Origin of the sequence: Pseudomonas sp. NPDC087346, assembly GCF_044744235.1 — a bacterium.
Classification (GTDB): domain Bacteria; phylum Pseudomonadota; class Gammaproteobacteria; order Pseudomonadales; family Pseudomonadaceae; genus Aquipseudomonas.
The window spans coordinates 170552-185943 of sequence record NZ_JBIUXX010000004.1; the positions used below are offsets into that span (position 1 = coordinate 170552).

Annotated in this window: 14 protein-coding genes; all 14 read left to right on the forward strand. The window is 58.8% G+C overall.

Features of this window, described 5'->3' with window-relative positions; all coding sequences use genetic code 11:
- Nucleotides 1-2: 2 nt before the first annotated feature.
- The gene (locus ACIOZM_RS04405) at nucleotides 3-2918 is read left to right on the forward strand and encodes a TIGR00180 family glycosyltransferase (RefSeq protein WP_401209773.1); all 2916 of its coding nucleotides are present in this window, start codon (nucleotides 3-5) and stop codon (nucleotides 2916-2918) included.
- 30 nt (nucleotides 2919-2948) lie between these two features.
- Nucleotides 2949-3950 (forward strand): UDP-N-acetylglucosamine 4,6-dehydratase (inverting), encoded by a 1002-nt coding sequence (gene pseB, locus ACIOZM_RS04410; protein WP_401209769.1) that lies wholly within the window; start codon nucleotides 2949-2951, stop codon nucleotides 3948-3950.
- A complete protein-coding gene (gene pseC, locus ACIOZM_RS04415) occupies nucleotides 3947-5104 on the forward strand; it encodes a UDP-4-amino-4,6-dideoxy-N-acetyl-beta-L-altrosamine transaminase (RefSeq protein WP_401209767.1) in 1158 nt (385 codons plus the stop codon). The genes pseB and pseC overlap by 4 nt, the downstream gene beginning before the upstream one ends.
- A gap of 31 nt (nucleotides 5105-5135) precedes the next feature.
- A complete protein-coding gene (locus ACIOZM_RS04420) occupies nucleotides 5136-5756 on the forward strand; it encodes a pseudaminic acid biosynthesis-associated methylase (protein ID WP_283437256.1) in 621 nt (206 codons plus the stop codon).
- A complete protein-coding gene (pseF, locus tag ACIOZM_RS04425) occupies nucleotides 5753-6448 on the forward strand; it encodes a pseudaminic acid cytidylyltransferase (RefSeq protein ID WP_401209763.1) in 696 nt (231 codons plus the stop codon). The genes ACIOZM_RS04420 and pseF overlap by 4 nt, the downstream gene beginning before the upstream one ends.
- Entirely contained in the window at nucleotides 6445-7947 is a 1503-nt protein-coding gene (gene pseG, locus ACIOZM_RS04430; RefSeq protein WP_401209760.1) for a UDP-2,4-diacetamido-2,4,6-trideoxy-beta-L-altropyranose hydrolase, read from the forward strand. The genes pseF and pseG overlap by 4 nt, the downstream gene beginning before the upstream one ends.
- A complete protein-coding gene (pseI, locus tag ACIOZM_RS04435; protein WP_401209757.1) occupies nucleotides 7944-8996 on the forward strand; it encodes a pseudaminic acid synthase in 1053 nt (350 codons plus the stop codon). The genes pseG and pseI overlap by 4 nt, the downstream gene beginning before the upstream one ends.
- A gap of 226 nt (nucleotides 8997-9222) precedes the next feature.
- The gene (locus tag ACIOZM_RS04440) at nucleotides 9223-10149 is read left to right on the forward strand and encodes a ketoacyl-ACP synthase III (protein ID WP_401209754.1); all 927 of its coding nucleotides are present in this window, start codon (nucleotides 9223-9225) and stop codon (nucleotides 10147-10149) included.
- Between the two features lie 86 nt (nucleotides 10150-10235).
- Complete coding sequence (locus tag ACIOZM_RS04445) at nucleotides 10236-11528, forward strand: motility associated factor glycosyltransferase family protein (protein ID WP_401209751.1); 1293 nt, start codon at nucleotides 10236-10238, stop codon at nucleotides 11526-11528.
- Complete coding sequence (locus ACIOZM_RS04450; RefSeq protein WP_401209749.1) at nucleotides 11525-11791, forward strand: hypothetical protein; 267 nt, start codon at nucleotides 11525-11527, stop codon at nucleotides 11789-11791. The genes ACIOZM_RS04445 and ACIOZM_RS04450 overlap by 4 nt, the downstream gene beginning before the upstream one ends.
- Before the next feature lie 242 nt (nucleotides 11792-12033).
- Nucleotides 12034-12894, forward strand: coding sequence for a flagellin domain-containing protein (locus ACIOZM_RS04455; protein ID WP_283437249.1), 861 nt, complete (start codon nucleotides 12034-12036; stop codon nucleotides 12892-12894).
- Between the two features lie 74 nt (nucleotides 12895-12968).
- Complete coding sequence (locus ACIOZM_RS04460; RefSeq protein WP_283437248.1) at nucleotides 12969-13325, forward strand: flagellar protein FlaG; 357 nt, start codon at nucleotides 12969-12971, stop codon at nucleotides 13323-13325.
- Nucleotides 13326-13407: 82 nt separating this feature from the next.
- Nucleotides 13408-14859: a flagellar filament capping protein FliD gene (gene fliD, locus ACIOZM_RS04465; RefSeq protein ID WP_401209746.1), complete on the forward strand. Its 1452-nt coding sequence runs from the start codon at nucleotides 13408-13410 to the stop codon at nucleotides 14857-14859.
- A gap of 130 nt (nucleotides 14860-14989) precedes the next feature.
- A complete protein-coding gene (gene fliS, locus ACIOZM_RS04470) occupies nucleotides 14990-15385 on the forward strand; it encodes a flagellar export chaperone FliS (protein WP_401209743.1) in 396 nt (131 codons plus the stop codon).
- Nucleotides 15386-15392: the final 7 nt, after the last annotated feature.

The following is a 15392-nucleotide window of genomic DNA, read 5'->3' on the forward strand; positions in this document are numbered from 1 at the left end:
TTATGCAAGGCAAGTACAGTTCTGAACAAGCGCTGCCGCTCAACGAGCTGTTGACCGTGGTGCTGTTTACTCATAACCGGCCTGCGTTTTTACGCCGGGCGGTAAAGTATTACAGCAGTTTGCCCTGCAAGATCATGGTGCTGGACTCTACTACCGAGCGGGCTGAAGGCGATTTTTCTTCAGTCGATTACCATCACGTTCCGCAGTTTGCTTACTGGGGAATGCAGGCCAAGCTGGCCTATGGTGTGGAACTGGTGACAACGCCGTATATGGTGCTGGCTGCCGACGACGACTTCATCCTGCACGACTCGCTGTTCGAGTCAGTGGGCTTCCTGCAGGCGAACCCGGACTACGGCATGTGTCACGGTTATTGCCTGATGTACCTGGCACTTGCCGGCAGCGTGAGTTACTACCGCCGGGACAAGAAGGTTCAGGAGGATTATTCGTCCGAGCGGGCTCAGGATCGAGTTGTCGATTACATGAGTCAGTACATTCCTCCGTTCTACGCGGTATGCCGTACCGATCTGATCAAGAAGTGGCACTCGTCGCTGCCGCCCGGGACCAGTTTTCAATGGCAGGAAATCGGTCACGTCTACTTCCTGCTGGCGAGCGCCAAGGCACGCATCCTGCCGATGCCTTATGTTGTGCGCGAGATCAACTACGGTGACTCCGAGCACAGCACTGAGGTGTATCACTCGCTGACTTATATCGACGCCAAGTCGGTCGCCGAGCGGGAAGGCTTTGCCGAATTCCTCGCATCATTGCCCACTGGCATTGAAGGGCTTGATGCGGAGCAGGGCAAAGCGTTTGCCCTGCAAAGTTTCGAGGCGATGGTCGACAGTCTGCAATCCGGGCGAGCCTTGACCGCAGAGCTGATTTTCCAGTCCACCTGGAATCAGTCGCTGAAAATCCCGGATCGTCGTTTCGGGCCGCTGCAATACGTTGAAATGCCGTTTTACAACCAGCCATTCTTTGATCGTCTCGAGCAGTTTGAATTCATGCTGCACGCCATGCCGGCCGGACGCATTCAGCTGGAAGGACTTGAAGGCATATGGACTCGCCAGGCGCACTTGCTGCAAGCGCGCAACAACGACACGCCGGAAAGCGTGCTGGACCGTTTGTGGCAGGCGCATGATCTGAATGCTTTCAACCGTACGGTTATCAATCGTCTGGCGGCTCAACTGGAGTCGCTGGGTGATGAGGACGAGGCGCAAGCGATGCACGAGTGGATCGCACGCCTCGCGACACTGACCGCCGATGATCACCACGCAGTGTTCGACAGGATGCAGTCCGGTCGCCTGCTCAAGTGGCTGGCAACACGCGAGCCTGCGGTTGAACACATCGAATCGATTGCCCGGCATCTGGCCGCCAACGGTGGCGGTCCGCACTTTGGTGTTTTCCTGCTGGATCTGGACAACGATATCGATAAGTTGCAGGTGACTCTGGACAGCTTGCTCGAGGGGCACTGCAAAGCGTTCAGGATTGTGGTTTTCACCACGGGTGAAGCGCCAGCGGCGACCACTGCGCAGAACACGTTGCACTTTGTTCGCGTCACGCCGGGTAATCTCGTCGACAAATTGAATCAGAGCGCCAGCCAGTCACCGTGCGACTGGCTGCTGCTGGCTCAGGCAGGTGATGAGTTCACTGCGGGCGGATTGTTGCGGGCGAGCCTTGAGCTGATGTCTGCCGAAGGCATTCGCGCGGTTGCTACCGATGAAATCCAGCGCACCGACAAGGGGGCACTGGTTGATATGTTCCGTCCGGGCTTCAACCTTGATCTGCTGCAAAGCGTTCCGTCCCTGATGGCTCGTCACTGGCTGATCCGTCGGGATGTTCTGCTTGAGGTCGGTGGTTATCAGGCGGACTTCAGCAAAGCCCTGGAATTCGATTTGCTCCTGCGCATCATTGAGCGTGGCGGGCTCGGCGGTCTGGCGCACCTCGACGAACCGTTGCTGATTTCCCAGGCGCCGGTGCTGGAGGAAAACGCTCATGAGCGTCAGGCGTTGTTACGCCATCTGGGTAATCGCGGCTACAAGGCCAAGGTCACTTCAGCGGTACCTGGCACCTATCAAGTCGACTACCGTCATGCCGAGCAACCTCTGGTCTCGATCGTCTTGCCTGCTGGCGACGATCTCCCGGCACTGCAACGTTGCCTGGAAGGCGTCCTGCTCAGAACCCGGTATACCCGCTATGAAGTATTGATCGCGGCAAATCCCAATCAGTCGGCTGACGTCAACGACTGGCTGGGTACATTGCAGAACACCAGGGTCCGTGTCCTGCATGCCGATAAACCGCTGACTGACGCGGCGCTGTTCAATGCTGCCAGCCAAGAGGCGAAAGGCGAATGCCTGGTGCTGATGGCTGCGGACAGTGAGGTGGTCAACCCGAACTGGATTGAATCGTTGCTCAATCATGCCTTGCGTCCGGAAGTAGGCATCGTGGGTGCGAAGCTGGTGGACCGCGACGGCAAAGTCTCGCAGGCCGGTTTGATTCTCGGGTTTGGTGATGGTGTAGGTTCGGCCTTCATCGGCGAGAAACATTCCGCCGAGGGATACATGCAGCGCCTGGCAGTCGAGCAGAACTATTCGGCTGTGTCGAAGGTGTGCCTGATGGTGCGCAAAGAACTGTTTGACGCGCTTGGCGGCCTGGACGAGGGAATCTTCGCCGACGCCTTCAGCGATGTAGATCTGTGCCTCAAGGCGGGACAGGCCGGTTACCTCACGGTGTGGACGCCGCAGGTGCAGGTGCTACATACCGGCGAGTTGCCGAAAGCGCCTGAGTCGCTGGCTGCATTGCGTGAAAAATGGAGCGCTGTTTTTGCGCAAGATGCGGCTTATAACGCCAATCTGGCCTCGACCGGCAAGGGTTTTACCTTGGGAGCAGACGCGCCGATCAACTGGTCACAGTTGCTCGCTTGAGTCAGTCGGACAGGGAACAGGAATCAGCACATGTTCAACGGTAAATCGATTTTCATCTCCGGCGGCACTGGCTCGTTCGGGCGCAACTTCATCCGTCGCTTGCTGGAGCAATACCAGCCCAAGCGCGTGGTGGTGTTCTCCCGCGATGAGCTCAAGCAATACGAAATGCAGCAGACGTTCAATGCGCCGTGCATGCGTTACTTCATCGGTGACGTGCGTGACGCTGACCGTCTGCGTCAGGCCATGCGTGGCATCGACTACGTGGTCCATGCAGCGGCGTTGAAGCAAGTGCCGGCGGCGGAATACAACCCGACCGAATGCATTCGCACCAACGTCAATGGCGCGGAGAACATCATCGCCGCCGCCATCGACAACGGCGTGAAAAAGGTTGTGGCGCTGTCCACCGACAAGGCCGCGAGCCCGATCAATCTGTACGGCGCGACCAAGTTGCTCTCGGACAAATTGTTCGTCGCCGCCAACAACATTGCCGGCGAGCAGCAAACCCGTTTTGCCGTGGTGCGCTACGGCAACGTCGCCGGCTCGCGCGGTTCTGTGGTGCCGTTCTTCAACAAGCTGATTGCTGACGGCGCCACTGAGTTGCCGATCACTGATGAGCGCATGACACGGTTCTGGATCACCCTGGATCACGGCGTGCAGTTCGTTCTCGACAGCTTTGCGCGGATGCACGGCGGCGAAGTGTTTGTGCCGAAAATTCCGTCGATTCGCATCGTCGATCTGGCGCTGGGCATGGCCGAGCATCTGCCGCATAAAAACGTCGGGATTCGTCCGGGCGAAAAACTGCATGAGCTGATGGTGCCGCTGGACGATGCGCGGATGACGCTGGAGTTCGAAGACCACTACACCATCCAGCCGTCGATCCGCTTCACCAGCGTCGATGTCGATTTTGCCGTCGACAAACTGGGGGAGCAGGGCCGGCCGGTGAGCGAAGATTTCGAATATCGCTCCGACACTAATCCGCAGTTCCTCTCGGTCGGGCAGATCGCCGACCTGCACGCGAATCTCTCGGCATGATTCCCTACGGTCGGCAAAGCCTTGATCAGGCCGATATCGACGCGGTGGTCGAGGTGTTGCAGTCCGACTGGTTGACCCAGGGGCCGACCATCGAACGCTTCGAGCAGGCGATGGCCGAACGTTGTCAGGCGGATTACGCCGTGGCGGTGTGCAATGCCACGGCGGCGCTGCACATTGCCTGCCTGGCGGCGGGCCTCGGTCCGGGCGACCGTTTGTGGACCACGCCAAATACCTTTCTGGCCTCGGCCAATTGCGGGCGTTACTGCGGCGCCAAAGTTGATTTTGTCGATATCGATCCGCTGACCTGGAACCTCGATGCGTTCGCCCTCGAAGCCAAACTCGATCAGGCTGAACAGGACGGCAAGCTGCCGAAAGTCTTGGTGGCGGTAGCGTTTTCCGGGCAGAGCTGCGACATGCGCAAAATCGCCGAGCTGGCCGAGCGCTACAACTTCACTGTGATCGAAGACGCCTCGCACGCGGTTGGCGCCAGTTACGCCGGGCGTCCGGTGGGCTGCGGCGAGTTCGCGGCGATGACCGTGTTCAGCTTTCATCCGGTGAAGATCATCACCAGCGCCGAAGGTGGCATGGTGCTGACCAATCGCCGCGAACTGGCCGAGCGTCTGCAACGCCTGCGCAGCCATGGCATGACCCGCGATCCGCAGCAGATGACCGAGCCCAGTCATGGCCCTTGGTATTACCAGCAGATCGAACTGGGCTTCAACTACCGGATCACCGATCTGCAAGCTGCGCTGGGTCTTTCACAGTTGAGCAAACTGGACGAGTTCATCGAGCGTCGACGTGAACTGGCAGCGCGTTACAACAGCCTGCTGACGTACTTGCCGCTGACGTTGCCCAGTCCTCAGCCAGAAGCCGATTCGGCGTGGCACCTGTACGTGGTGCGCTTGCAGACCGAACGCGTCAGCCTCAGTCACCGGCAGGTGTTCGAAGGCTTGCGTGCGGCCGGGGTCGGGGTGAATCTGCACTATATTCCGCTACATTTGCAGCCCTACTATCGTGACCTGGGTTTCGCCGAGGGAGACTTCCCCGAAGCCGAGCGTTATTACGCCGAAGCGATCAGCCTGCCGCTGTTTCCGTTGCTGAGCGATCAGCAGCAGGACTATGTGGTCGAGCAACTGCGACGGTTGACCGAGTAAATGCCGCTGCGGCGGTGGATGGAAAACGGCAATGCGTGATCTGAGCGAGCAGGAACAATTCTGGCAGGGCGATTTCGGCAACCAGTACGTTGACCGCAATATCGGCCAGCCGCTGGTCGCGGCCAATCTGGCGTTGTTCGCCAAGGCGCTGAGCCGGGCCGGGCGCATCGACAGTCTGGTGGAACTGGGCACCAATGCCGGCAATAACTTGCAGGCGTTGCATCAGTTGTTGCCGCAATGCGAGCTGTTCGGCGTCGAGATCAACGAAAGTGCCTGCGCCCAGGCGCGAGCGCTGGACATCGCGCAGATCTGGCACGGCTCGCTGTTCGACTTTCCCCGCGAGCGCAGCTACGACCTGACCCTGAGCAAAGGCGTGTTGATCCACTTGGCGCCTGAGTTGCTGCCGACCGCCTATGCGCAGCTTTATGAGCTGAGCCAGCGCTACATCCTGATCGCCGAGTATTACAACCCGGCGCCGGTCGAGGTGTCCTATCGCGGCAACAGCGGCAAGCTGTTCAAACGCGATTTCGCTGGTGAAATGCTTGATCGCTACGCTGATCTGCAACTGCTGGATTACGGCTTTGTGTATCACCGTGACCGGCAATTCCCGACGGATGACATCACCTGGTTTCTATTGGAAAAACGCCCTTGAGCCACGTCGCAATCATCCCGGCCCGTGGGGGCAGCAAACGCATCCCGCGCAAGAACCTGATGCCGTTCGACGGCGTGCCGATGATTGTCCGTTCGATTCGAATGGCGCTGGATTCAGGGCTGTTCGATCAAGTGGTGGTCAGCACCGACGACGAGGAAATCGCCGAGTTGGCGCAGGCGCATGGCGCGCAGGTGCCGTTTTTGCGTCCGGCGAATCTGGCCGATGATTTCACCGGCACTACGGCGGTGATCGTGCATGCCTTGCAGCAATTGCCGCCGTTCGACTATGCCTGCTGCATCTATGCCACGGCGCCGTTGTTGCAGGCGCGTTATTTGCGTCAGGGGCTGGAGTTGCTGGAACAGCATCCGCAGAAATCCTTTGCGTTCCCGGTGTGCAGTTTCGGCTTTCCGGTGCAGCGTGCACTGACCGTCGACGGGCAGGGCGCCCTGACCGCGTTGTATCCCGAATTTCGCAATACCCGCTCGCAGGATCTGCCCGAGGCGTTTCAGGATGCCGGCCAGTTTTACTGGGGCCGCAGTGACGCATGGCTGCGCGGCGACGTGCTGTATTCGCCTGCCAGCCTGCCGGTGATTTTGCCAAGGCATCTGGTGCAGGACATCGATACGCTGGAAGACTGGAAGCGTGCCGAATATCTTTACGCCGCGCTCAAGTCCGGTGGTGAATTGCAATGAGAGTGCTGATTCGCGCCGACGCCTCGCCGACTATTGGCAGTGGCCATATCGCCCGCTGCCTGACGCTGGCGCGGGTGTTGCGCGCACAGGGCAGTCATGTCGCGTTCGCTTGCCGGCGTTTGCCGGGGCATCGACTTGATGCGCTGAGCGCGGAAGGTTTCGAGACCTTTGCGCTGCCTGATTTCTACCCCGATGAAGACCCGCAGCAAGGCATCGAATCGATGCTGCCGTGGCAGGCGGACATCGACGCGCTGGCCTTGCAACTGGATGGCCATGCCGATTTCGACTGGATCATCGCCGACCATTACGGCCTCGATCATCACTGGCAGACCGCCGCGCGTCGCTGGGCACCACGTATCGCCGCCGTCGATGATCTGGCGACGCGACATTACAGCGTCGATCTGTTGCTCAATCAGAATTTGTCCGGCCTCAGTGAAAACTACGCGCCGCTGCTGCCCGACGGGTGCCGCACGCTGCTTGGGCCGCGCTATGCGATGTTGCGTGAAGAGTTCAACTGCCCGGCCATCGAGATCAAACCCCGAGCCCGGCGAGTGCTGGTGAATTTCGGCGGCTTCGATGCGGCGATGCAGACGCATCACGCAATGCTGGCGCTGGCAGACTTCTGCGCGCTGCAAGTGGATTTCGTTGCCGGTGCGGATAACCCGGCATGGGCGCAGATGCAGGCGCTGGCCGAGACGCGGCCGAATTGGCGGCTGCACAGTTTTGTCAGCGATTTTTATCAGCGCATGATCGAGGCTGATCTGTTTATCGGCGCCGGTGGCGGCACCAGTTGGGAGCGTGCGGCAATGGGGCTGCCGACGATTTGCATCGCGGTGTCGAATAATCAGCAGAACAACGGCGAGGACATGGCGGCAGCCGGTGCTCATGTGTTCATGGGCGCCCGTGAGCAGGTCAGCGTTGAGCAATTGCGTGACGCCATCGGTTTTGTCGTCGACAACGTCTATCTGCGGCAAAGTCTGGCGGAGCGCTCGCGGCAACTGGTTGATGGACGCGGTGCGTTGCGGGTCGCGGCGGCAATGGCCGGGGCAGTGCTCAAACTGCGGGTGGCGACGCTTGACGATGCGCAATTGCTGTTCGACGGACGCAACGCTGAAGCGGTGCGGCGCTGGTCGCAGCAAAGCGCGGTGATCGAGTGGTCGCAACATCTCAACTGGCTGACCGCGAGCCTGCGCAATCCCCAGCGTCTGCTGCTGATTGCCGAGGCCGATGACGGCGCGGTCGGTGTCTTGCGCTACGACTTGCGCGGCTTTGAAGCCGAAGTCTCGCTGTATCTGCTGGAAGGGCGTTTCGGCCTGGGCTGGGGCAGGGCACTGCTGGCGCGGGGTGAAGAGTTTGTCGCCGCGCACTGGCCGCAACTGACTGCCATCAGTGCTCAGGTGTTGCCGGCCAATCGTGCCTCATTGAATGTATTTCGTGACGCCGGGTACATTCAAAGTGCCTGCGCGTTCACCCGGGTTTTGAAGGAACATCGCACATGAGCAGTTTCAAGATTGGCGACCGCTTGATCGGTGCCGATGCGCCGCCATTCATCATTGCCGAGATGAGCGGCAATCATAACCAGTCGCTCGATGTGGCCCTGCAAATCGTCGAAGCCGCGGCGAAGGCCGGGGCGCACGCCTTGAAGCTGCAAACCTACACCGCCGAGACCATGACCCTGGATTTGTCGGAAGGTGAATTCTTTATCAAGGACCCCGGCAGCCTGTGGGCGGGCACCTCGCTCTACGACTTGTATGAGCAAGCTCATACGCCGTGGGAATGGCACGCGCCGATTTTTGCCCGGGCCAAAGAACTGGGGATGCTGGCGTTTTCCACGCCGTTCGATGACAGCGCCGTGGACTTTCTTGAAAGCCTTGATGTGCCGGCCTACAAGATCGCCAGTTTCGAGAACACCGATCTGCCACTGATTCGCCGCGTCGCTGCTACCGGCAAACCGCTGATCATTTCCACCGGCATGGCCAGCATCGCCGAGCTTGATGAGGCTGTGCGCGCTGCCCGCGAGGCCGGCTGCAAGGATCTGGTGTTGCTCAAGTGCACCAGCACCTATCCCGCCACTCCGCTGAACAGCAATGTGCGCACGATCCCGCATCTGCGCGAATTGTTTGGCTGCGAAGTCGGTTTGTCCGATCACTCAATGGGCGTCGGCGTATCCGTAGCCGCCGTGGCGCTGGGGGCGACGGTGGTGGAAAAACACTTCACCCTCGACCGCGCTGCCGGTGGCGTGGACGCCAGCTTCTCGCTGGAGCCGGCGGAAATGGCCAGTCTGGTACTGGAAACCGAGCGTGCCTGGCAGGCCATGGGTCAGGTGCATTACGGCGTGACTGAGGCTGAACGCAAGTCGCTGGTCTATCGCCGTTCGCTGTACATCACCGCCGACATGGCCGCGGGTGACCCGTTTACCGGGGACAACCTGCGAGCCATTCGTCCTGGCCTCGGTCTGCCGCCCAAGCACACCGAAGCCGTCCTCGGCCGCCGTGCCCGGCAGGCAATCAAACGCGGCACGCCGCTGGACTGGTCGCTGGTCGAATAATCCGATCTGCAACCGATTCGGCAAAATAGCGTGACCTGTGAGTCATAACGCGCATCTTCACTGTATTGTATTAATCGGGGAGATGGCGCCTGGCCGGTAATCGGTTCCAGTGATAGCCCTTTGCGCTCCCCGTGGCTGCCCGTTGTGGCGGCCGTTTTCTGTTGGTCGGCGCCCCTCGAATCCTTGCGAGCGGTGGTATTGGGCTGTTTTTTATTGGGAAGCCGTAATGATTGGCATAAAAAGCATTGCGAGCTACGTTCCTGTAGCCGGCGTGGACAATTACGCACAAGGTGCAAAATTCGAGAAGGATGAAGAATTCATCCTCGGCAAGATCGGTTCGGCCTTCCTGCCGCGCAAAGACGCTGATCAGGAAACATCGGATCTGTGCGTTGAAGCGGCCAATGCGCTGTTTGCCAGCAATCCTCAACTGAAACGTGAATCGATCGACGCGCTGATCGTCGTCACCCAGAACGGTGACGAAGAAGGCTTGCCGCACACCGCAGCCATCGTCCAGGACAAGCTCGGCCTGCCGACCAATGTCGCCGCGTTCGATATCTCGCTGGGTTGCTCCGGTTACGTCTACGGCATCTACGCGATCAAGGGCTTCATGGAAGCTGCCGGTCTGAAAAACGGACTGCTGATCACCGCCGACCCGTACTCGAAGATCGTTGATCCGGAAGACCGCAACACCACCATGCTGTTCGGCGATGCCGCTACCGCCACCTGGATGGGCGAAGATCCGGCCTGGGCGCTGGGCAAGGCCAAGTTCGGCACCGACGGTTCCGGCGCACCGCACTTGAAAGTCACCGATGGCGTGTTCTTCATGAACGGCCGTCAGGTGTTCAACTTCGCGTTGCTCAAAGTTCCGGCGCACCTGCACGAGTTGCTCGACGACTCGAACCTCAAGGCTGACGATATCGACGCTTTCTGCATCCACCAGGGCAGTGCGGCGATTGTCGATGCTGTGGCGCGACGCTTTGAAGACAAGCCGGAGAAGTTTCTCAAGGACATGGTCGAGACCGGCAACACCGTGTCGTCGAGCATTCCGTTGCTGCTTGAGAAGCACGTACTCGATTCCGACTGGCAGCGCATCGCGATCAGCGGTTTCGGTGTCGGTCTGTCGTGGGGTTCGGCGATCATCTTCCGTCCTTGAGTCGGATCAAAAACGCCTGATACAAAAATAGCGTTCAAGGTTAACCTTGAGCGCTATTTTTTTGCCTGAATGGAGCGCGAGGCGGCATGAGCGAATTTTTCCAAGCCAACGTCGAAGTCATCCAGCAGCGCTGGCCGGCGCTGTTCGAGCGTCTGATAGCCGAAGACAGTACGGCGGTGCAAGCCGAGTTGACGCAAGGGTTGGGCTCAACGCTGAGCGTGGCCGGGATTCAGCTCACCAGTCGCCATGATCGCGACCACGAAGCACGCATCCAGGCCGCCAGCCTGCCGCAGGACAAGCCGCGCTTACATGTTTATGGCACTGGTCTCGGCGACCTGCCGACGGTTTTGCTGGAGCGCGCAGAACTTGAGCGTTTGTATGTGCACATCCTCAATGGCGCGTTGTTCGCGCTGGTGCTGCAACTGATCGATCAGCGCCAATGGCTGCAAGACCCGCGAGTGGAGTTGCTCTACGCCGGTGATCTGGCGGACATCTGCACGCCGTTTTTTGCCCTGCCTGCCGAAATGCTGCTGGCCGATGACTTCAACGCGAAGATCCGCGATCGGCTGGTCAGCGAAGTGCATCTGAGTTTCAACAACCGAGAATTCGATCCGCAGTTGCCGTTCATCAAGCAGCGTTTGCAGGACTGCTTGCCGGTGCTGCTGGCCGACGATGATGTGGCGCAGTTGTTCGGCACCTGCGCCGGGCGCGAAATCTATGTGATTGGCACCGGTCCGACACTGGAGAGTCAATTTGCGCGACTGGCGGCAGTGCGGGCTCAAGCAGAGCGCCCGCTGTTCATTTGTGTCGATACTGCCTACCGGCCACTGCGTGAACACGGGATCGTGCCTGACATCGTGGTGAGCATCGATCAGCGCATCAGCTTCCGTCATCTGCCGTGCGAAGAGTCTGACGGCATAACGCTGGTGTATTTGCCGATGAGCGATCCTGCGCTGTTGCAGGCCTGGAAAGGCAAGCGCTATGGCGGCTACTCGGCCAGTCCGGTCTACGCCGCATTGCGTGAACAGTATCCGCGAGCGCAATTGCACGTCGGCGGCAGCGTGATTCATCCGGCCACTGATCTGGCGGTAAAAATGGGTGCGGCGCGTATCACGCTGTTCGGCGCCGATTTCGCCTTCCCGATGAACAAGACTCACGCTGGCTGGGACGATGGCGAGTTGGGCCCCGGCGTGAGTCAAGCCCGGCACTGGGTGCTGGACGGCAGCGGCCAGCGGGTCGCCACGCAACTTAACTTCCGAGGCTATTTGTGTGTGCTGGAGCGTTACATCGCCAGTCAGCCACAGGTCGAGTTCTTTAACAGCAGTCGGGCGGGGGCGCTGATCGTCGGGACGCATTTCAATCAGGAGTTCGTGCAATGACCGCGATTGATAAATGCATGGACGAATGCCGCGAGTGCGCCGGGTTGTTTCGGTTGGGGCGTGACGTCGAGGCTGCGCTGGAGATGGTCGATGTGTTTGAGGGGGCGCAACAGTCATTGTTGTCGGCATCGGCAGATGTTCAGCAATCCTGGGCTGCGCTGCTGACACAAATGCTCGCGTGTCAGGAGCGTCAGGACTGGCTGGGTCTGGCCGACTTCATGGAATACGAGTTGATCGAACTGCTGCAAAATGCACGATTGTGAAAATCGCGACAGCACTGGCCTGCGGCTTTGCGCCGAGGTCGGTTTTATGACGTCATTTTTTCGCGGTTGAGGATGGGCTAAGCCCTTGTTTTCTCGGGGGTGGCAGGGTGATGGCAAATTTTTTTTAAAAAGCCCTCAAGCAACCTGCCAATCCGACGATAACTATTACGAAGGTTCTCTAGGCCATACCCGGCGGTTGCCAGGGCCGGAAGCCGCAGTACCCAACCAACGAGGAATTCGTCATGGCTTTAACAGTAAACACCAACACTACGTCGTTGAACGTTCAGAAAAACCTGAACCGCGCTTCCGACGCTCTGTCGACTTCGATGCAGCGCCTGTCTTCCGGCCTGAAAATCAACAGCGCTAAAGACGACGCCGCTGGCCTGCAAATCTCCAACCGTATGGCTTCGCAGATCCGTGGTGGCAACCAGGCTATCCAGAACGCCAACGACGGTATCTCCGTTGCTCAGGCAGCTGAAGGTGGCCTGCAAGCTACTACCGACATCCTGCAGCGTATGCGTGAACTGGCTGTTAAAGCACGTAACGGTACCAACGGCACTGCTGACCAGACCGCTACCAACTCCGAATTCGCTCAGATGTCCGACGAGATCACTCGTATCTCGGCTTCGACCAACCTGAACGGCAAAAACCTGCTGGACGGTACCGCTGGTACTGTAACTCTGCAAGTTGGCGCAAACACCGGTTCGGCTAACCACATCGACCTGGTACTGAGCTCCAAGTTCGACGCCGTCAGCCTGTCGGTTGGTAGCGGTACTGTAGTTCTGACTGGTGCTTCGGGTACTGGTGCTGGTTCTGCTTCGCAGAACATCGACAACGCTATCACTGCAATCGATGCCGCTATCGCTGCAATCGGTGCACAGCGCGCCAGCCTGGGTGCTTCGCAAAACCGTCTGACCAGCACCATCTCCAACCTGCAAAACATCGTTGAGAACACCACTGCTGCACAGGGTCGTGTACAAGACACCGACTTCGCCGCAGAAACTGCTAACCTGACCAAGCAGCAAACTCTGCAGCAGGCTTCGACCTCCGTACTGGCTCAAGCCAACCAACTGCCTTCCGCTGTACTGAAGCTGCTTCAGTAATTTCGGAATGAGTTTAGGCGGGGGAGTGCGCTGGTCGCGCTCTCTCGCTTTTTTAGTTTATGGAGGTGATCGGTATGGACATGAGCGTAAAGCTTAACGTCTCCTATCCGGCTCCCAAGCCAGTAACGCCAGTTGCTGACAAGCCGTCAGAGGCGCCTAAAGTTGCCAAGGCTGATGCTCCGGTCGCTGCCAAGAGCCAGGATACGGACGATGCCAAGTTGAAATTGGCAGTGCAGGAGATCGAAAAGTTCGTACAGTCGATCAAGCGCAATCTGGAATTCTCCATTGATGAGCATTCCGGAAAGGTTATCGTCAAAGTGATAGCAAGCGAGACGGGTGAAGTCGTTCGACAGATTCCCTCCGCAGAAGCCCTCAAGCTGGCAGACAGCCTCGCCAATGCGAGCCACGTGTTGTTCGACGCCAAAGTCTGATAGCTGGCATGAATAGTGTTTGTACGTTCTCAGGACGCGGGTAACGGTCAAAAGAATGGCAACAATCTGAAGGGAGATGCACATGGCAAGTCCAATTTTGCCGGGTTCGGGACTGGGTTCCGGTCTGGACATCGGTTCGATCGTGACCGCGCTGGTCAATGCCGACAAGTCGGCCAAGCAGACGCAGATCGATACTCAGACAAAAACCAACTCATTGAAGATTTCCGGTGTTGGCTCGCTGAAAAGCGCGCTCGCGGCGTTCCAGAAATCGATGACCGATCTTGGGCAGGCGACGAACCCTGCATTTGCCGGTTATACCGCGACGTCGGACACTCCGACTGTCCTCGGCGCTACCTCCAACAGCACGGCTGTGCCTGGCAGCTATAGCGTTGTCGTGAAGAATCTGGCAACCGGCTCGAAAGTAGCCAGTGCCGCATTCGCTGGCGGCGCAACCAGTGCCATTCCGAGTGGTACTCTGAAAATCAGTCAGAATGGCATTGATTACAATGTCGCGATTCCGGCCAATGCCACCTTGCAGAGCACTCGGGATGCGATCAACACCGCGCAGGCCAGCAACGGTATTTCTGCCAACATCGTGACCGACGCCACTGGTGCCTCGCGTCTGGTGCTGAGTTCGAGCAAGACCGGTGCCGGCATGGACATGCAGGTCAGCGGTATTGCCGGCCTGGAAATCGACGGTACCCAGCCAATGGGTGGGAGTCCTGCACCGGGTGCCTCGGGCGCTGTGGGTGGGTTGGCTCAGGATGCCCAGATCACCATTGACGGACTGCTCGTCACCAGCAAAAGCAATACGGTGTCGGGTGCAATCAGCGGCATGACGCTGAACCTCACTTCGGTGAGCCCTAAAGACGCCGCTGGAGTCCAGACCGCCGCGACTGTCACCGTCGCCACCAACACTACGGGTATCCAGACGTCGCTTCAGTCGTTTATGGATTCCTACAACACTCTGAAGAGAACCATCGACACCTTGTCCAATGCGACAGCGGATGAAAATGGCAATCTGACCGTTTCTGCTGCGTTTACCGGTGACTCGCTGCCACGCTCGCTGATGGCGGATATTCGTTCGCAGCTGACCATGAGCAGCTCCGGTAGCGGTAGCCTGGCCGTGCTGGCGCAGATGGGCGTCCTGACTGACAAGGAAACCGGTGAGCTGACGCTGGACACCAAGGTGTTCAATGATCGTATGAGCACACCCGGGATGGCGGGTCAGGTTCAGCAGTTGTTCTCCGGCACCACGTCCACTAACGGTTTGCTGGCGCGCATGAAGAGCGCTGTCGATCCCTACGTCAAGCCGGGTACGGGGCTGCTGGATCAGCGCAGCAGCAATCTGACCAGTTCGGCTGCGAGCCTGAAAAGTCAGCAGACCGCACTCGACATACACGTGGCGAGCCTGACGGCGACATTGACCGCCAAGTACAACGCCATGGACCTGTTGGTCGGTCAGATGAAAGCGACGGCGAGTAACATTACCTCGTTCTTCGCTTCGCTGGACGCGCAGAAGTCCGCCAGCTAGTCATGACCTGACGACAAAAACCCGGCTACGCTTTATCGGCGTGCGCCGGGTTTTTGTCTTTTCATCTAAAGTTTTGTGGCTCGCTGGCGATACACTGGTTATACGAGTCATTGTGGCAATGAGGTAGAACATGAACCCAATGTTAGCCCTTCGGCAATATCAGAAAGTCGGCGCACACGCCCAGACATCCGAAGCGAGCCCGCACCGCCTGGTGCAAATGTTGATGGAAGGCGGCCTGGAGCGTATCGCTCAGGCCAAAGGCGCCATCGAGCGCAAGGATATTCCGGGCAAAGGCACTGCCATCAGCAAGGCCGTTGGCATCATCGGTGGCTTGTGTGAAGGTCTCGATCTGGAAAACAACGCCGATTCGGTGGCTGATCTCAACCAGCTCTACATCTACATGATGAAGCGCCTGGCGCAGGCCAACATCGACAGTGATCCACTGATTCTCGATGAGGTCGCCGGGCTGCTGCGCACCGTGAAGGAAGGCTGGGACGGTATTGCTCCGCCAGGTCCTCAGTTTTAAAGGAGAT